Origin of the sequence: [Pantoea] beijingensis (assembly GCF_022647505.1) — a bacterium.
GTDB lineage: Bacteria > Pseudomonadota > Gammaproteobacteria > Enterobacterales > Enterobacteriaceae > Erwinia > Erwinia beijingensis.
The window spans coordinates 2,252,386-2,269,545 of record NZ_CP071409.1; the positions used below are offsets into that span (position 1 = coordinate 2,252,386).

The window sequence follows — 17,160 nt, forward strand, 5'->3', positions numbered from 1 at the left end:
CGGGCAATTATTCTCCCGTTACCTAACTCGAATACTGCAAAATGTGCTGAGAGATGTTGGTCTGCAAATCGGAAAAGTTCAACGCTAAGGCTGTGTTGTCTCGCAATGGCTGCCGTGCCAAATCATCAGGTCCCGTTTCTCCGCCTGTCTGAATCTTTCGTTTCAATAAAGAAACCAAAATTCGGTTGTGCATCCGCTCTACATGGGTAAGATCACTAGCGTGTTGGCACAGCGTTGTGTGCAAGAAAGTAAAAACAGAATGAATAGACTTTTGTAGAATTGAGTGTGTACGCCTCATCGCTGACGGTGTCCAATAAGGAGAAATAATGAGTAAGACGATCGTATTTTTATCAGCAGTATTATTGAGTGCCTTGCCAGCGATATCGACTGCATATGCTGAAGGCCAGGAACCGCTCGTACAAAATTCACCCGACGCCACCGCTCAGGCAGACATCGATGCGCAGAATCAGGGCGTGACCTCCTCCGGCCAAACGCCTGATGTGCAAACACCTGCGGAACACGATCAGGATGATGAAGGAAAACCAGACCCCGCTCATCCGTATGCGGTTAAAACCTTCTTCGCTGATTTTCAGCGCTTCAGCATTGGCAGCATCGTCCCGGACCGCTATCGCACCAGGCAATATCAAGTCGTTGACTGGAAAACTCGCAATCTGCCACAGCCCACTGATGGAACACACTGGACTTATATGGGTGGCAACTATGTGTTGATCACCGAGGCCGAGGGTAAAATCGTACAGGCAGAATCAGGCGAAATTTTTTACCAGCAATAAGAAAAGTCACGGAAGCCTGCGTGCTTCCGTGACTGATTTCCCCGACTGCCGGCGTCACCTCAGCAAATCATTGATGGGGTAAACAACGGCATTACTGCCCTGTATCCGCTTTTTGTGTATCACTCTTTTTCATCATCATGGAACCCGGGCGTGGTTCGCTCTGCATCATCATCATTGAACCTGAATGACCAGCCGATTTCATCATCATACCCTGCGGCGCGCGTTCTTTGTCCCCGGCGCATTTGTTCATCCCCTCTTTTTGCAGGCAACCTTTCGAAGTCGCGCCAGATGACGTTTGCGGTACCGTAACTGCCGCATAGCTGATTCCCACCAGCCCCAATAAGCAGGCTGCCGACACGGCCAGCATCGCGTATTTATTCATTGCCGATCCCTATATTGTTGTCGAGATATCATTACGAGTGTTCAGCAAATTTGTTCCCCAAGGCTTCACCTGGAATTAAACAAAATGTGATATCTCAACGGCGGCGGATGGGGTTGTGTAAACTGCAAAAAAGCGAATGAGAAGAATAGAGGTGCAGCATGACAGGGGAAAAATTAAAAAAAATCCTGATTGTGGAAGATGATGGCGATATTGCCGATCTGCTTACCCTACACCTTCACGATGAAGGATATGACATTACCCATGCCAGCGACGGCAACCAGGGCGTCGAGCTACTGGCAAGGGATGACTGGGATGCGCTGATCCTGGATGTGATGCTACCCGGTATTGACGGGCTGGAGATCTGCCGTCGGGCACGCATGAAAACACGCTATACGCCAATCATCATTATCAGCGCGCGTTCCAGCGAGTTGCATCGCGTGCTCGGGCTTGAGCTAGGCGCCGATGACTATCTGGCAAAACCATTTTCAATGCTGGAGCTGGTCGCTCGGGTAAAAGCACTGTTTCGCCGCCAGGAAGCCATGCTTCACAATATGAAAATTGATGCGGGCACGCTGCGACTTTCCGGTCTGGTGATTGATCCCATAGCACGCGAGGTACACCTGGATAAAAAGCGGGTCGTCCTGACTCCACGCGAATTTGATTTGCTCTATTTTTTCGCCAAAAATCCCGGCAAAGTCTTTTCACGCATCAGCCTGCTTAACCAGGTGTGGGGCTACCAGCACGAAGGTTACGAGCATACCGTCAATACGCACATTAACCGACTACGGCTGAAAATAGAACGTAACCCGTCGGAGCCCGAGCGTCTGCTAACCGTGTGGGGTTTGGGCTATAAATTCGCTTCCACGGCCAAAGACGCATAAGAAGTCTGTTATGAAAAATATCACATTATCCCGGCGCCTGATGCTGGCTTTTACCGCGCTACTGCTGGCCTGCTGTGTGATCTCCGGTTATTTGCAGGTACGCACAGCCAATGAATACAGCCAGGGCGTCATTCAGCGCCTGTCGGCCAATCTGGCGGAGCAGATCGCCAGCCACAATCCATTACTCAGCCAGAATGGTCTGAATCAGGCCTCCGTCCATTCGCTCTTTGGGCAATTGATGTCGGTGAATCCCAGCGTTGAAGTCTATCTGCTGGACAAAGAAGGCAATATTATTAGCAGTGCGGCACCTGCGGGGAAAATCCTTAAGAAACGTATCGACTTAAAACCTCTTCAGGCACTCCTCCATGGCGCACCCATGCCAATTTATGGAGATAATCCGCGTGACCCACAAACGCGTCAGGTATTCAGTGTTGCACCGTTAAGAATGGGCAATACCGTCAAGGGCTATGTCTATATCGTGCTGCTCGGCGAACACTACACTATGTTGTCAAGCCAGGCGCAGTACCTCTCTGCTCTGTGGATAACGCTGCGCTCAATGGTGCTTGTTATCATTTTCGGCGGACTGGCTGGAATACTGGCGTTTCGCTGGATCACCAAACCGATGCGCCAGTTGACGGCACAAATCGCCAAGCTCGACAGCGGCGGAATGAGCGCCATTCAGGCGCTGGCGCAAAGTAAGTCCCCGACCGGTACGGCGCGTGACGAAGTGGCTCAATTGCAGCAGGCATTTATTAGCCTCGCTCAGCGCATTGACCAACAGTGGCAAAGTCTGAAAACCCAGGATCAGCTGCGCAGGGAATTTATTGCCAATATCTCGCACGATCTGCGCACGCCCCTCACTTCGCTGCATGGCTATCTGGAAACGCTATCGGTGAAGTCCACCAGTCTGGGTGAAGAAGAACGCCAGCGCTACCTGAATATCGCACTGAATCAAAGTCGCAAAGTCAGCCGACTGGCGCAGGAGCTATTTGAGCTGGCACGGCTGGAATACGGTGTCGTTAAAGCCAATAAAGAGCCCTTCTCGCTTAGTGAACTCCTGCAAGATGTGTTTCAAAAGTTTGAACTCACTACCGAGCCTCGCCAGCAAAGGTTGGTCGCCTCGATCGCGCCCGGACTTCCGCTGGTGAACGCCGACCTGGGGATGATTGAACGGGTGTTGACTAATCTGCTGGATAATGCAATCCGTCATACACCAGAAAACGGGCAAATAGACGTCCACCTCTGGCAACAACAGGATAATGTCGTGGTACGCCTGAAAGATTCTGGCCCGGGTATTGCTGATGAACTGAAAGGCAGTTTATTCGAACGTCCCTCAATTCTCAGTCAACAGAAATACCGACCCGGAGGGCTTGGGTTGATGATTGTGCGTCGGATTTTACAACTGCATGAAAGTGATATTACGCTGGTTGAGCACGAGGAAGGCGGGGCCTGTTTTGAATTCGCTGTCCCGGCGTCAAGCGGCAGGCCTGACCAGACACACGGACAAACGTAACTCACCTTGCGAACATACACTTAAACGCGAGATAAAATACCGCCGGATGGCGGCAATATAACCCGCGCATCGTTTAAAAACTTTACCCTTTAACCCGCGTTGGCTCGCTTTGCCACAGGGCCGGGAAAAGCGTTTTCAACTGCTCCACTTTTGGCAAATCATTGATAACAATGTAAGGGTAGTCTGGGTTGTCATTCAGGAAATTCTGGTGGTATTTCTCCGCCGGATAAAAATGGGCATTCTCCTCCACCGTAGTCACCAGCGGCGCGCTAAAGCGGTGGCTGTTGTTCAACTGGGCGATATAGGCTTTTGCCACGTTTTCCTGAGATTCACTCATCGGGAATAGGGTGGAACGGTACTGCGGACCATAATCCGGCCCCTGGCGATTCAGCTCGGTCGGATTGTGCACCACTGAGAAAAAAATTTGCAACAGTTGACCGTACGTGACCTTGTGCGGATCGAAGATCACCTCCACTGACTCCGCATGTCCGGTCATCCCCATGCTAACGGTAGGATAATTGGCGGTGCGAGCTTTACCACCGGTATAACCCGATGTCGCACTGGTGACACCCTTAACATGCTGAAAAACACCCTGCACACCCCAGAAACAGCCTCCGGCAAACACGGCGGTTTCCAGATGCGCCTTGCCTGGCACCTCATCCTCCTGCGGTGCGGGAATCACGATCGCCGTTTCGGTATCAGGCCAGGCGACGTTCTGGCATGCCATCGCGACAATCACTAACAGCGGTGCGCCAATCAACCAGACACGACCAGAAGCAAAAGAACGAGCACGTTGTTTCATCATGATAATCGCCTTTATTAACCAAATGTGAAGGCATATGCGTTCACGCCCGCATCTTCAAACTCAATGCTGAAGGTGTGTTCACCGTCGCCGCCGGACTGACGAATTAACTGGTACAAGCGCTGTTCGGTCACTGCACCGCGACCATCAGGTGCGACATCCGCGCCGTGCATTCCTCCCGGAGCCTTGCCATCAAGCAAGACGTGAAAGCGAACAGGTTTGCCATTTCCACCTGGCCCCATAACAAGATGCAGATCGCGGGCATGGAACCGATAAATAATTCGTCCTTTTTCCGCATTTAACGTGATGTGCTCTCCGCCTATGGTCCAGCGCCCTTCCAGCCCCCAACTGTTCAGCGGTAAGGCCAACGGCTGAAGGTAATTGGCCGGGCTATCACCGGTAGCCTTACCTGAAGCAAAGTTTTCCGCCCGCATATAGCCAAGGTATGCTTCGGGTGAAATATCGTCCTGCCCGCTGGCCGCTTGCTCAACGCCCGTTGCCGAAACCGTACTAATGCTGTCATTGACGTTTTTCGCCCCCGCTTGCTGCAAGAGTTGCTGGATCACCCGCTCAGACTGGTCATACTCACCCTCGCCAAAATGCTGGTAGCGAATATGTCCTTTCGCATCAATAAAGTAGTGTGCTGGCCAGTACTGATTGTTAAATGCCCGCCAGATACGATAATCATTATCGATCGCGATTGGGTAAGTTACACCCAACTTTTTCGCCTCTTTGGTTACATTATCGATATCACGTTCAAAGGCGAACTCCGGGGCATGAACGCCAATAACCACCAGACCCCGATCGCGATACTTCTCCGCCCAGGCTTTAACATAAGGCAGCGCGCGCAAACAGTTGATACAGGAGTAGGTCCAGAAATCCACCAAAACCACTTTGCCCCGTAACGACTCGGTGGTTAACGGCGATGAATTCAACCACTGCACGGCGCCGCTAAGCGGCGGCATCATGCCTTCATCGGTGAGTTGAGGTAGATCCCTGCTCCCGGAAGATGCGGTGACGGCAGCCGGTGTTTTTTTCGCACTGTCTGGCGACAGTTTTTGGATCAGCCTTTGTTCAATACCGCCCGTTGATGCAATCGACAAGCGCGCCAGTACACCGGTATCCAGGCCAAAGGTAATGGCGACCACACCCAGCAGCATACCCGCCCCCAGAATACGGCGAATCCACTCTCCAACCCCCAGCGAGCGCCTCATCGCGCTGAAAACTTTACCGCCAATCAGCAGCGCCAACGCCAGTGAGGTCATCGCACCGGCAGCGTAAGCCAGCAGTAAAAGAGAAGCGCCTATGCTTGCGCCCTGCAATGCGGCACCGGTCAGCACCAGTCCCAAAATCGGTCCCGCGCAGGGGGCCCACAATAGTCCGGTGGCAATGCCTAACAGCAACGAACTCCCCACACTGTTGGACTGTCCCACCGCAATGCGATTTGACAGTGAATTACCGGCAGAGACCAGCGGATGCATCACACGCTCCGCCAGATGCGGAAATAGCAGTGTGATACCAAATAGCGCCATTAGCACCAGCGCCACATCCCGTCCATATTGGTTGGTTGCCACAGCCCAACCGCCACCAACAGCAGCCAGCGTCGCGAATAGCGTGAACGTCAATGCCATCCCGGCCAGCAGCGGCAGGCTGGTACGGGTAAAAGATCGATCGGCGCGTGAAAAAACAAAAGGGAGCACGGGTAAGATACAGGGGCTGGCAATGGTCAACACCCCCCCCAAATAAGCAAGAATGATCACCAGCATAGTAAAAACCCTTCTTCCATCAGGAAAACCACCTGATATCGCCCGATAGTCTGCGTTGATGCATGACGCCTGCGGTCATATTTTGCGCGTGATAAGTCATGTTATAGTTTGTCCGGCCTGAACAGCATCGCTGCGCCATTCATGCAGTAACGCAGCCCGGTTGGCGGCGGGCCATCATCAAAGACATGCCCTAAATGACCGCCGCAGCGGCGGCAATGTACTTCCTGACGTACCACACCAAATGTGATATCACGCCGTTTCACTACCGCTTTTTCCAGCGGCTGCCAGAAACTGGGCCAGCCCGTGTGACTGTCAAATTTCGTCAGCGAGGAAAAAACCGGAAGGTCGCACCCCGCACAGAAAAAAATACCCTGCCGATGTTCGTTATTTAGCGGGCTGGAGTAGGGAATTTCGGTGCCTGCTTCACGCAGGATGAAATACTGCCCGGCCGTCAGTTGCTCGCGCCACTGTCTTTCGGTATGGGTAATGTCAAACTTTTCCACATCCGGCATCGTGGCGGGCGCAGTATTAGCGGCAAACAACGAGGGCATGTGCCCTGCCACCCACCCCACGGCGACGATACCCCCACTGCTCAACAAAAACTGTCGTCTGTTTAACATCACCGCCTCACAGGCCGTAAAGAGATAATGTCAATCTAATAAGAGAATGCTTACCAAATCCTCCCGAAATATTCACAAATTCGTGACAGCTTCCCAGTGATAGAGAGCTCGCACGTTCATCCGCTCACTCCAGCTCTAAACGCAGTTCCACGGAAGTATTCACGATGCCTGCTTTCAGACCGGTTACCCACAGAGAGCCATGCTCCACAGCGATGTTTGCAATACCGCCGCCATCGATCGATATGAGACTCGCGCTACTGGAAACGCCGTTAATGAACAGATCGCTGCCCGCAGGCGGAGCGGAGAATCCCGTAAAGCGTTTTGTTTCACCCACGCGTAGTACACCAAAATCGATCACGTCCCGATACTGATAGCTATTCCTGTCCCATCCGTGACGTGTCGCATAGTTACTGACTATGAGCGGAATCGTTATGTGGAGATTACCGGACTTCGGTGTGAAAGCGTCAAACGCCCCCGATACTGGCGGAGTATTAGACTGACATATAACCATGCCTGTCCCTGAAATCTGGAATATGGTGTCTGGGTGGAGCTCATAAGAGTGATTCTTACGGCTATCTTGAATCGACTGCTTGCCAGTGAAACCACTGGCTGAGAAGTGAGTATAACGCAAAGAACATATTTTTCCCTCTGCGTCTCTGACGAGGAAAGTAAACCGGTTCATTTCCGTCGGTGACAGCTCTACACTAAAGCTGAATGCTCCCCCATTTGTTTGACCTATCTCAATCTGTCCACAACTCCCGGCTGTGGAAAAAATCAGCAGCCACATCCCGGCACAGCTTCTTAAAAAAAGTGACATGCTCTCTCCTGTTGACTATTTACCGGACGCTATCGGTTAGGCTCTACCGTATACAGGCCGTTCACCTTCGGCATCCTGCGCTGCCGCCCGAACACGCGATCCACTGTGTTTGACGGCAGGCACTTTGACGATTACGGATATGTGATATCGAGGTCGATAGCAGACTCAAATCTTCCTGATTTGAACGTGTTCATATCCATTCTTAATGCAGGAGCCAGCACAATCGTGTTGAGTTTACCTTCTTTTTTTAGAGTAATGGCATCACTTTCCTGATTCATCACTAGCTCTTTATTGCCATTGAACAGTACCACCTCAACGCCGACAGCGGCCTCCGAACTATTAGCACTGTTGTTGCCAATGTTCCTCACCACGACTTTGACATTTTTTGCTTCTGTTCCACACTTCTCTAGCGTGATGACCTTTTGTTCCTTGGCCTTGTATAGGGCTGCCCTAAACTGAAGCTGGTTGATAGCACCCAAATCTATCGATTCGCCGTTAGCAATTTCACAGGTGTTTGCAAGTATCGTTCCCTTAATGGTAACTCTTGCCTTGCTGGTATCAGCCTGCGCCAACAGCGGTAAAGCTGACAGGGCAATAGTCAGCACGGCCGATTTAGCGATGTGACGCACGGCAGTCGTTTTCCGGGTAGTTGTCATTAACATTTTTTTGTTCTCCGTATCGTATTAAGTCAGTTGATATATTGATAAGCGCCGCCTTTAGCGGCAGTTTTCCGTTAGTTGCACAACGCTCACTTTGGCATGCGTTGGTAACTGATAAGTGACCGAGCACTGCTCTGCCGAGGTTCGGCCCCACTTTGCCTTCAGTTCACCAGCAGGAGGGAGGCCAGATAGATACACCTGCCCGTCATCCCCGGTAATACCGCTGGCGGTCCCGCCGGTAACCACGGTACCGAATGGCAAATATTTTCCGTTATGCAGCAGTGTCATAAGTACCCGCACACCCTGCTTTGTCATAAATTCCGTCCGGACAACCGCGCCCCGGGACGGTATAACCGTTTGTGATGCACCGTCAGAATCAAGATCGTCCGGCATACTGGTCACATCCAACGACAGACTGTTTTCCCGGTACGGCATGACCCAGGGAACCAGGGCGTATCCTCGTTTATCCAGCTTTACTCCAGATGTGTTGCTCACTTTCGTCCCTTTGCCGCCTTTAGCGGCAACCAACGCGGCACCGTCGTAAAACGATTGTCCCAGCGTCAACCCACCACCGTGCAGTATTGCTCCGCCATTAAAGCCGACGTCCATACTGTGGTAATGATCGCTATAGCTATATCCCATGTTGGCCGTCCCCTTTCCTCCGCGATATGTCAGGCTAACGTTTCCGCTCTCGCGGCCAGCGCGGCTATGTCCCTGTGACAAACTCCAGCCCAGTCGTTGTTCCTCAAGAGCCGTCCCGTTCAATCCAGTCTGTTGGCTAACACTCCCACTGTTATCCTCATTCAGGCTGAAACTGGCATTTAACATGCCGCCCGTTGCTCTGCGTTGGCCAGAAAAGAGCCCCTCCAGCGGAACAGAAAGAAAAAGCGAAGCCGATTTATCCGCATGGGGATGTTGATCCGACTGCTGGTAGCGTCCCCCCAGGTTGTAACTGATGCGGCCAACGTAACCACTGATTCCCGCCTGCCATGAGGCCGATGCGTTGCGCCCACTCCAGTAGTTCTCCCGCACACCGGTAAGATACAAGGACCCGAGCCTGCTTATTTTTTGCGTCACCGTCGCTTCCAGACGTCCTTTCCTGGCGCTGTACAAATTGTAATAGTCGTTATATGAAGAGCTAACGGGACGTGATCCGCCATCCTGACGATCATCGGCGTAGAGCCAGCCACGCATCCCTTTCAACGCCGTTTCATCCAGCGTGTGAAACCCTTGAGTGGAGTAGCGATAACCAACCAGGTTAAACGTGGTATCGGTCGCCTTCAGACGCCAGGAGTATAAAAAACGGGCCGACTGCCCCCGATGATGGCTACCGTCTGCCAGCATACTGTCGGCATGAGTCACATCAGCGGAAACCGCACCAACCTGAGCCAAATTGATCCCGACTCCCGCCGCCGCCGCCTGATAACGTGCCGATAGCTGCATACCGCCATAGGCCGTCACGCCTCCCGTTAGCCCCCACTTCAGTTCTCCCTGAACGAACAGCGGCGTCTGATAGTGCTCGCTGCTGCTACGTAGTTGTCCCACGGTCAGGCCATATTTCTTATATCCTTCACGAACCAGTACCGGTAAGGTGGAATAAGGGACGGTAAACACTTTACGGCTCCCGTCTGCTTCCTTTACCGTGACCTCAAGGTCGCCGGAGGTGCCGATTGCCCAGAGATCGCGGATGACAAAGGGCCCCGCCGGCACCGGTGTCTGATACACCACATATCCCCCTTGTCGAACGGTCACCTCCGCGCTGGAGTTGGCCATTCCCCGGATCACCGGGGCGAATCCGTGCAGACTGTCCGGAAACATCTCTTCATCCGTCGCAAGGCGTGCTCCACGAAACCCCAGCGAATCAAATACATCGTTTTCAGTTCGGCTATCACCGAGCGTCAGATTACTGCGGAAAGGGGGAATGGCCCGTTCCAGATAAGTATTGCTGTGCTGCCACTCGCTGACGTGATAACGCCGGCTATTCTGGTAACTCAGGGTCCGACCATCCCGTAAGCGCCAGGCTTCAATATTCAGCCCACTATCAAGATGCAGAATGTAGTCGCTGCTTCTGCCATAGCGCCCGGTACGTTCTCCCCCGCTCACGCTGTAATTCAACAGGGCTGCATTAATACCGTTATCCCAGCGGTCCGGAGAAATGTCCCCCCGAGCCCGCGCCGATAAATCCGCCTGAGGTATGCTGATATTCAAACGCATTTGTCCAAAATCAAACTCGGTAAAGGCATCGGGGATCTCATTACCCGGGACGAGGCATGCCCCTTGCGACACCGCTGCCAGTACCGGAAATTTTTCCAGCCTGAGGCCAAAATCCTGCATGTCCTGGCGGGTGAGACAGGGAACCAGCCCGGTGTTATCACGTATGGCCCCGGCATGCGGCGCGACAAACGGAGTTTTCCTCCCTGTTGGAAGCGGCGCCTCGTCCGTTGTAACAGCGTTTTTTGCAGGCATAAACGCGATATCTCTGTTACCGATAACCTCCCCGTTCAGGTAGATCGCCACAGCATATGTGCCGGGTAGTTGCCCTTCGGAGACATTAAAGGCTGAAAGATCGGCCAGATTTTCGTTAGCAATTACCCCTTCCGGTACCCAGAGTTCGCTTCTGGCGACGCCAGAAAGGAAACACAGCGTTACCACACCGAGCACTATCTTTACTTTTCGTATGGTTGAAGGAGTCCGGTGTCGTGATGAAAATGCAGCACGTTGCGAAACTATCCTGCTCATTTATGGTCCCTGTTTCACCGTCGCAGTAATATCTTCAGACTGCCCACCAAAATCATTAATCACGCTATATGTCACGCCTGCCGCGGCTTCTGGTGCAATAGCCATTCGGCTAAAGGGGGCGATCATCAAGTTCGTTACGGGTTTTCCGCCTGCCCGGATGTTGGTGAGCGTCAGGTAATATGGCGTCGGGTTTTCCGCGATCAGGTGATTTTTTTCGGCATAAAACTGTAATTTTTTTGCAGCCTCTCCGAAGGAGAGCGATAAGCCTTTTGGGCGCACAAACAGTTTTATCTTCGTATTGACCGTCACCAGAAGCGCGTTTTTGCCCTCCATCTCTTTTCTGTCAATAGCTGGAATACTTTTCACATTCAGGTAATAAAGTTGCTCACGATCGGGCCGCCCAACGGGACGCGTAGCGATAATTTTTAGCTGATTCTGGCTACCTGGCGCGCTGTTATATAACGGCGGCGTAACGATAATATCGGTCGTTTTATTCCCTGATTCATTTTCCACCCAAGACTGAATCAAATAACGCTTCGCTGTTGATGAATTTAAAACAGAAAGACTCTCACCCTTAGACTCAGCTGGATAAATAACCCGAGTACTGCCGAGAGAAATACCCCCCTCACCGGCCCATGACGATAGTGAAAATAACAGGAATACAATAAAAATCCCGATTATAGATTTGTTAACCTGGCTCAGAATACAATAAAGACCATATAGTTTAATTTTGAATACATTCATTTCTTTACCCATAAAATGGAGTGAAGGTATGGTGTTTAATAATCAATGCCGCTGAAAATAACACCCCTGTACATTAAATTTTAATTGAAAAAGCACTGATACTCATTCAATGCTCTCGCCACCCACGTTCATTTATGGGCGTTGACCTGCGAGCAGTGGAGAGAAAACACGACCCGGGCAAACCGTAAATCACGTCATCTGATGGTCAGACGCGCAATTCCACCGTTGAAATTAAGGCCATCTTCCGGCTAATAAAAGTAACGTTAAATATGTCACCACGACAATTCGAACCTCAGTTTTATCTGGTCCTGTTTTTCATGAAACAAGGCAATAAATAATATGGATGGATTTTTATATTCCTGCCACCGCGTCACATCCAGAATTGTTGGTCACTTCATCCCGCACAATGCACAAAAGGATATTATTAAATTACACCTGACGAAGATTATATAACTTTACCCGGCATCAATTTTCTTGAGACGCGAAATTTCACCTCACCACGCAATCAGATTAATTTTAAATCGTGATGATTTCGTAAAATATTATATATGCCCTGCTGTCGATGGGGTGCATTATCCATGCAAAGATCCTGGCGTCAATTACGTTTATTTTAACATTTATGAAACATTTGACATGAAATCCCCTCATCATTTAGAAGATTAAAAATGCAAACCGTAATTTTCTTTTCACCATTTCCCTTTGAAATAAAAAAAGTTATCGCCATTCATACTGCATTGCTTTTTTGTTAAAAAAAATTTAAATAAGTGTTAAAAATGAAATTTCACAACAAAAAATAAAGAAAGTTTCGTTGAGATATCATTTATATTAGCAATCGATAATTAAACAATAAACACCACAATCATTAACAATAAATCAACAAAACCAGATTAAAAAACAGCCAAAATTGATCTAAATCATATAAATCTTAGTCTTTATTAAGACACTTCTTAAGATTTGAGACACGTCTTAGGACTCAAAATAAATGTTAATTCGCGTGAATTATAAAAGGAAAGTGGAAAAGATCGCCTTAAAGGCTGCCTGTTTGTCGATAACATCGGGCACGTCATGCTGGCTAACGCATTCAAACCTGTGCGATGGCTTTGCCCTGCCCTCAACGTCAATTGCCTGAAGAGCCGACAACCACTCTGCTGCCGTTCAGATTTTTAGGGAGCCCCCTTGCAGCCTGGCAAACAACCGTTATAGTCAGCAGGTAAAAAGGAGCTATTTATGAAAGCAATCTCATTATTCATCGCAGCGATCACTCTGACTGCCTGCGCATCAGAAGCGCCCCAAAAAAACCCTATCGGTATGGCAAACCCCGCCTCGGTCTACTGTGAGCAACAGGGCGGTAAGCTTGATATGGCAGATACGGAGACAGGAACAGCGGGTTATTGCACCCTTCCTTCCGGTGAAAAAGTGGAAGAGTGGGCGCTATACCACCGCGACCACCGCTAAAAAAGTGCGTAGTTAGCGCGTGCTAATAATGACAGATACCGATGGTGGATTACCCGGCTGCAATATGAGCGATTGCGCACGCATACTAAGCCCGGCCGTTCAACGTGCCGGGAGTATCCTCTCCCCCTATCAGACTGACTTTTCGACAAATAAGTAGTAACGCCTTCTCCTTGTCAGAAATATTGATCGACATCAACGAGCTGGTGAATCGTTATGTACAAAATTATATAACGATTAATTAATCACCACCTCGTTTCATACGCTGACCGGGAAATCGCATGTTATTAACACGGAGAGTTTTTATACAGGCACTTGTCGCCGGCTTAGCCGCCGCGAGGCTGCCTGCCATGGCGGATGAGAATCCCACAATAATGACAATCGGTACCCTTCCTGCAGCCTCAGATATTACCCGCGTACTAAGTGCTGGCCCGCCTGCCGATATACTGATGCTCGCGGTGGCACCGGAAAAGCTTATCGGCTTTTCATCTTTTGATTTTTCCGGCAACGGCTGTGCGTGGTTGGGTCAGCCATACTGTCAATTGCCAAAACTGGGCCGTCTGGCCGGTCGAGCCAGCACGCTCCCGCTGGAAAAATTACTCCTCCTTGATCCCGAGCTAATCATTGATTGCGGCAATGTTGATGACACCTGGATATCTCAGGCGCGTCGCGTTTATCAGCAAACCGGGATCCCGTGGTTGCTCATCAAAGGCGAGTTAAAAAACACCGATCGCCAACTACAGGCTGCGGGGAACAGACTCGGTATGCCTGCAAGAGCGGCATTACAGGCGCAGCTGGCGCAGCGATTTCTGACAGAAGCACAGGCTTTTGCCCGGCGGCTCTCTTCACCGATCCGTTTCTACGCCGCCAGAGGAGCTCGGGGGCTGGAAACCGGGCTCAGGGGCTCGCTGCATACGGAAGCAGCAGAGCAACTCGGGCTGGAAAATGTGGCTGTCGTCGACGGGCGCAGCGGTATTGTTCAGGTATCAATGGAACATCTGCTGCTATGGCAGCCCGATATTATCCTGGTTCAGGATCGCGTGACGTTACATGCAATGATGACCGACCCACTCTGGCAACGCATTCGGGCGATTGCCCGGCAGCAAATTCTGCTGTTTAGCGGGCTCCCTTTTGGCTGGATGGATGCACCACCGGGCATCAATCGCTTACTTGGGATGCGCAAATTACAGGCCCATTTCGATCCCGCAGTGGCAGCCACCCTGAAGCAGGATATCGCCTTGTTTTTTAAGACCTTCTGGCATACGGCGCTGACGGCATCCCAGTGCAATACTGCAGGAGATCTTGCATGAAATCTCCCGTGTTATTCGGGCTGTTGTTGCTTACCACACTCATCTGTATCGGACTGGCCATGCTCGCCGGCCCCTATCCTTTTCCCTTCGCTCAGCTGTTTGCTGCATGGGCCCATCATGACAACGCTGCGGTACCTCCTCAGGCCGCGCTACTCTTTTGGCATATCCGGCTCCCGCGGATCCTTGCCGCCCTGTTGATTGGCGGCGCGCTATCTCTGGCCGGAGCAACTTTTCAGGGTATGTTTCGCAATCCTCTGGTGTCGCCTGATATTTTAGGGGTATCTGCCGGTGCTGGCCTCGGCGCCTGTTTTGCTATCTGGTTAGGCCTGCCGATAGTGATGATTCAGGCCAGTGCCTTTTGCGGTGGCGTCCTTGTGGTAACAAGCGTGTGGTTCATGACACGTAAAGCCCGCCGCCACGATCCGCTCCTGACTCTGATTCTGGTAGGTATCGCGCTGGGAACACTTTGCGGTGCAGGTATTTCATTAATCAAAGTGCTCGCCGATCCCTACACTCAGCTTCCAACCGTCACGTTTTGGTTACTGGGTGGGCTCTCCAGTCTGACGCTTGCCGACCTCGTGACTATCACCCCGCTTATTATTGTCGGGGCTGCCCCCATCCTGCTGCTGCGCTGGCGCGTTAACGTACTGAGTCTCTCTGATGATGAAGCGCTATCCATGGGCATCAATGTTACCCGTTTACGGTTGATTTTAATTCTCAGCGCAACGTTAGTGACCGCCAGTGCCGTTTCGGTTGCCGGAATGATCGGCTGGATTGGCCTCGCTGTCCCCCATATTGGTCGGCTACTTGTCGGCTGCAACCACCAGCGTTTGCTGCCTGTCGCCGCCGCACTAGGCGCAATCTTACTGCTTCTTACGGATACGCTGGCACGTTCCATCGCCAGTACGGAAATTCCGTTGGGTATTCTGACCGCCTTTATCGGTGCGCCCATTTTTCTGGTGTTGCTGCTCCGGGGCCGCAGAGTATGAACTTACAATTCACACATGTTTCGCTGGGCTACCCCGGACATTCCGTGCTGCATGACGCCTCATTTACTCTCGACTCCGGGACATTGACCTGCCTGGTGGGCGCGAATGGGTGCGGCAAAACAACCCTGATGCGGAGCATTCTTGGCGTACTCCCCGTGGAGAATGGCGAAATCCTGTTGAATGGCATTCCCATTGATCGGTTGTCGCCCGCCACGCGCGCAAAAAATATCGCCTGGGTGCCTCAGGCGCACGACGGGGCTTTTGCTTTTCGAGTGAGTGAGATGGTAATGATGGGCCTCACGCCATATTTGTCCGCGTTTACAACACCAGGGCACCGCGAGCAGGCACTGGCGTATCAGAAACTTGACGACATGGGCATTCGGCATCTGGCAGAAAGACGCTGGACCGCGTTAAGTGGAGGGGAAAAGCAACTGGTATTAATTGCTCGCGCGCTGGTACAACAACCGCAACTGCTGCTGATGGACGAACCCGCGTCCAGTCTGGATTTCGGTCATCAAATCAGGTTACTGGATACGGTAAGAACTCTCCGCTCACAAGGCATAACGATACTCATGTCGACGCATCATCCTCTGCATGCCCGCGCTGTCGCCGACAGCATTCTTTGCATCCAGCCCAACGGGGCAATAAACCAGGGTAGCGCTGTCGCACTGCTCGCTAACGACGCACTGGCGGTGCTTTATGGCGTATCACCCGGACAAATCGGCCGGCACCTCGGCCAAAATCATTCAGGAGAATAGTCATGCTAATTGATGATATTGATTTCGCGGCACTGTATCGCCAGCAGCTTCGTCTGGCGAGGCGTACCGAGAAAACCCCGGCGCATTGGGACAAACGAGCTAAAGCAATGGCTGAACGAGCGTCCCTCCCCCAAGACGGCTATCTGCAACAGCTGTTGGGTAAAATCGATTTACACGGTGCCCGGACCTTCTTCGATATGGGCTGCGGGCCCGGCAACCTTGTGCTGGCTGTGTCACCCCGGTTAGAACAGGTTTACGGTATTGACTACAGCCCGGGCATGCTGGCCGTCGCCACTCGGCAGGCCCAACGGCTAGGCGTCGCTAATGCGCACTGGATAGAACGCAGTTGGGACGAAACATGGGACGATTTGCCGGTATGTGATATTGCCGTCGCCTCCCGGTCCACGCTGCCAGCAGACCTGAAAGCAGCCATGCGGCGTTTAAACCGACAGGCGCGACTGCGGGTGTACACCACACATATCGTCGATCCTCTGTTTATGCCAGCGGCTATCCAGCGTGCTCTTGGCCGCGATGTTGTCGAGCTCCCTACCTATATCTACGCCATCAATATTCTCTATCAAATGGGGATAAAGGCACGACTGGATTTTATTCGCGGCAGTAATTATCAGGGTGATAACAGCACATTTGAACGTTTTTGCAATAACGTCACCTGGAGCAGCGGATCATTAAACGACGTAGAGAAAAAACGCTTATTGGTCTGGTATCAGCAGAAGATTAGCAATGGTGAACCTATCGTGACGCCGACACGCGACTGGGCGCTAATCTCATGGACAAGCGTTCCTGATGCGACGTTATCATGACGCGATTGATACGACCGATCGCTCAATGATGCGCCAGAGATATTCAGCGCGACAGCCAGCTACGCAATAAACATTCAGTGAAAAGTAAATCCGCCATATCACACCAGACGAGGTTA

General features: G+C 51.5%; 16 protein-coding genes. 8 read left to right on the forward strand and 8 right to left on the reverse strand.

Going from position 1 to position 17,160, the window contains the following annotated elements; translation table 11 throughout:
* Positions 1-326 precede the first annotated feature (326 nt).
* A complete protein-coding gene (locus tag J1C60_RS10155) occupies positions 327-791 on the forward strand; it encodes an RcnB family protein (protein ID WP_128174148.1) in 465 nt (154 codons plus the stop codon).
* A gap of 91 nt (positions 792-882) precedes the next feature.
* On the opposite strand, the gene J1C60_RS10160 is transcribed toward J1C60_RS10155, so the two are convergent.
* On the reverse strand, positions 883-1,173 hold the full coding sequence (locus J1C60_RS10160) for a hypothetical protein (protein WP_128174146.1): 291 nt from the start codon (positions 1,171-1,173) through the stop codon (positions 883-885).
* A gap of 158 nt (positions 1,174-1,331) precedes the next feature.
* Here J1C60_RS10160 and J1C60_RS10165 point away from each other — a divergent pair, with 158 nt between their 5' ends.
* Positions 1,332-2,054, forward strand: a complete 723-nt coding sequence (locus tag J1C60_RS10165; protein ID WP_128174144.1) for a response regulator transcription factor — start codon at positions 1,332-1,334, stop codon at positions 2,052-2,054.
* 10 nt (positions 2,055-2,064) lie between these two features.
* Entirely contained in the window at positions 2,065-3,567 is a 1,503-nt protein-coding gene (locus J1C60_RS10170; protein ID WP_128174142.1) for a sensor histidine kinase, read from the forward strand.
* Between the two features lie 82 nt (positions 3,568-3,649).
* Here the strand turns inward: J1C60_RS10170 and msrA are convergent, their stop codons facing one another.
* The 7 genes from msrA to J1C60_RS10205 form a co-directional block, all read right to left on the reverse strand.
* A complete protein-coding gene (msrA, locus tag J1C60_RS10175) occupies positions 3,650-4,369 on the reverse strand; it encodes a peptide-methionine (S)-S-oxide reductase MsrA (RefSeq protein WP_128175022.1) in 720 nt (239 codons plus the stop codon).
* Between the two features lie 17 nt (positions 4,370-4,386).
* Positions 4,387-6,135: a cytochrome c biogenesis protein DipZ gene (locus tag J1C60_RS10180; RefSeq protein ID WP_128174140.1), complete on the reverse strand. Its 1,749-nt coding sequence runs from the start codon at positions 6,133-6,135 to the stop codon at positions 4,387-4,389.
* A 101-nt stretch (positions 6,136-6,236) separates the two neighbouring features.
* On the reverse strand, positions 6,237-6,755 hold the full coding sequence (msrB, locus tag J1C60_RS10185; RefSeq protein WP_128174138.1) for a peptide-methionine (R)-S-oxide reductase MsrB: 519 nt from the start codon (positions 6,753-6,755) through the stop codon (positions 6,237-6,239).
* Positions 6,756-6,879: 124 nt separating this feature from the next.
* A complete protein-coding gene (locus J1C60_RS10190) occupies positions 6,880-7,572 on the reverse strand; it encodes a hypothetical protein (protein ID WP_128174136.1) in 693 nt (230 codons plus the stop codon).
* A 131-nt stretch (positions 7,573-7,703) separates the two neighbouring features.
* Positions 7,704-8,234 (reverse strand): fimbrial protein, encoded by a 531-nt coding sequence (locus J1C60_RS10195; protein ID WP_128174134.1) that lies wholly within the window; start codon positions 8,232-8,234, stop codon positions 7,704-7,706.
* Positions 8,235-8,288: 54 nt separating this feature from the next.
* Complete coding sequence (locus tag J1C60_RS10200) at positions 8,289-10,970, reverse strand: fimbria/pilus outer membrane usher protein (protein WP_128174132.1); 2,682 nt, start codon at positions 10,968-10,970, stop codon at positions 8,289-8,291.
* Positions 10,971-11,726 carry a fimbrial biogenesis chaperone gene (locus J1C60_RS10205; protein ID WP_128174131.1) on the reverse strand — a complete coding sequence of 252 codons (756 nt, stop codon included), beginning with the start codon at positions 11,724-11,726 and terminating at the stop codon, positions 10,971-10,973.
* Positions 11,727-12,941: 1,215 nt separating this feature from the next.
* Between J1C60_RS10205 and J1C60_RS10210 the strand changes: the two genes are divergently transcribed.
* The 5 genes from J1C60_RS10210 to J1C60_RS10230 all read left to right on the forward strand — a co-directional run bounded on the left by J1C60_RS10210 (position 12,942) and on the right by J1C60_RS10230 (position 17,044).
* Positions 12,942-13,169, forward strand: coding sequence for a putative hemolysin (locus tag J1C60_RS10210; protein ID WP_128174129.1), 228 nt, complete (start codon positions 12,942-12,944; stop codon positions 13,167-13,169).
* A 278-nt stretch (positions 13,170-13,447) separates the two neighbouring features.
* A complete protein-coding gene (locus J1C60_RS10215) occupies positions 13,448-14,476 on the forward strand; it encodes an ABC transporter substrate-binding protein (protein WP_128174127.1) in 1,029 nt (342 codons plus the stop codon).
* Positions 14,473-15,465 (forward strand): FecCD family ABC transporter permease, encoded by a 993-nt coding sequence (locus J1C60_RS10220; RefSeq protein ID WP_128174125.1) that lies wholly within the window; start codon positions 14,473-14,475, stop codon positions 15,463-15,465. Before J1C60_RS10215 ends, J1C60_RS10220 begins: the two co-directional genes overlap by 4 nt.
* Positions 15,462-16,223 carry an ABC transporter ATP-binding protein gene (locus J1C60_RS10225; RefSeq protein WP_128174124.1) on the forward strand — a complete coding sequence of 254 codons (762 nt, stop codon included), beginning with the start codon at positions 15,462-15,464 and terminating at the stop codon, positions 16,221-16,223. The genes J1C60_RS10220 and J1C60_RS10225 overlap by 4 nt, the downstream gene beginning before the upstream one ends.
* 2 nt (positions 16,224-16,225) lie before the next feature.
* The gene (locus tag J1C60_RS10230; RefSeq protein WP_128174122.1) at positions 16,226-17,044 is read left to right on the forward strand and encodes a class I SAM-dependent methyltransferase; all 819 of its coding nucleotides are present in this window, start codon (positions 16,226-16,228) and stop codon (positions 17,042-17,044) included.
* Positions 17,045-17,160: the final 116 nt, after the last annotated feature.

Excerpts from the sequence above, each read along its gene's own strand:
- J1C60_RS10155 (WP_128174148.1), top strand. The coding sequence starts at position 327 with ATGAGTAAGACGATCGTATTTTTATCAGCAGTATTATTGAGTGCCTTG.
- J1C60_RS10160 (WP_128174146.1), bottom strand. The coding sequence starts at position 1,173 with ATGAATAAATACGCGATGCTGGCCGTGTCGGCAGCCTGCTTATTGGGG.
- J1C60_RS10165 (WP_128174144.1), top strand. The coding sequence starts at position 1,332 with ATGACAGGGGAAAAATTAAAAAAAATCCTGATTGTGGAAGATGATGGC.
- J1C60_RS10170 (WP_128174142.1), top strand. The coding sequence starts at position 2,065 with ATGAAAAATATCACATTATCCCGGCGCCTGATGCTGGCTTTTACCGCG.
- msrA (WP_128175022.1), bottom strand. The coding sequence starts at position 4,369 with ATGAAACAACGTGCTCGTTCTTTTGCTTCTGGTCGTGTCTGGTTGATT.
- J1C60_RS10180 (WP_128174140.1), bottom strand. The coding sequence starts at position 6,135 with ATGCTGGTGATCATTCTTGCTTATTTGGGGGGGGTGTTGACCATTGCC.
- msrB (WP_128174138.1), bottom strand. The coding sequence starts at position 6,755 with ATGTTAAACAGACGACAGTTTTTGTTGAGCAGTGGGGGTATCGTCGCC.
- J1C60_RS10190 (WP_128174136.1), bottom strand. The coding sequence starts at position 7,572 with ATGTCACTTTTTTTAAGAAGCTGTGCCGGGATGTGGCTGCTGATTTTT.
- J1C60_RS10195 (WP_128174134.1), bottom strand. The coding sequence starts at position 8,234 with ATGTTAATGACAACTACCCGGAAAACGACTGCCGTGCGTCACATCGCT.
- J1C60_RS10200 (WP_128174132.1), bottom strand. The coding sequence starts at position 10,970 with ATGAGCAGGATAGTTTCGCAACGTGCTGCATTTTCATCACGACACCGG.
- J1C60_RS10205 (WP_128174131.1), bottom strand. The coding sequence starts at position 11,726 with ATGGGTAAAGAAATGAATGTATTCAAAATTAAACTATATGGTCTTTAT.
- J1C60_RS10210 (WP_128174129.1), top strand. The coding sequence starts at position 12,942 with ATGAAAGCAATCTCATTATTCATCGCAGCGATCACTCTGACTGCCTGC.
- J1C60_RS10215 (WP_128174127.1), top strand. The coding sequence starts at position 13,448 with ATGTTATTAACACGGAGAGTTTTTATACAGGCACTTGTCGCCGGCTTA.
- J1C60_RS10220 (WP_128174125.1), top strand. The coding sequence starts at position 14,473 with ATGAAATCTCCCGTGTTATTCGGGCTGTTGTTGCTTACCACACTCATC.
- J1C60_RS10225 (WP_128174124.1), top strand. The coding sequence starts at position 15,462 with ATGAACTTACAATTCACACATGTTTCGCTGGGCTACCCCGGACATTCC.
- J1C60_RS10230 (WP_128174122.1), top strand. The coding sequence starts at position 16,226 with ATGCTAATTGATGATATTGATTTCGCGGCACTGTATCGCCAGCAGCTT.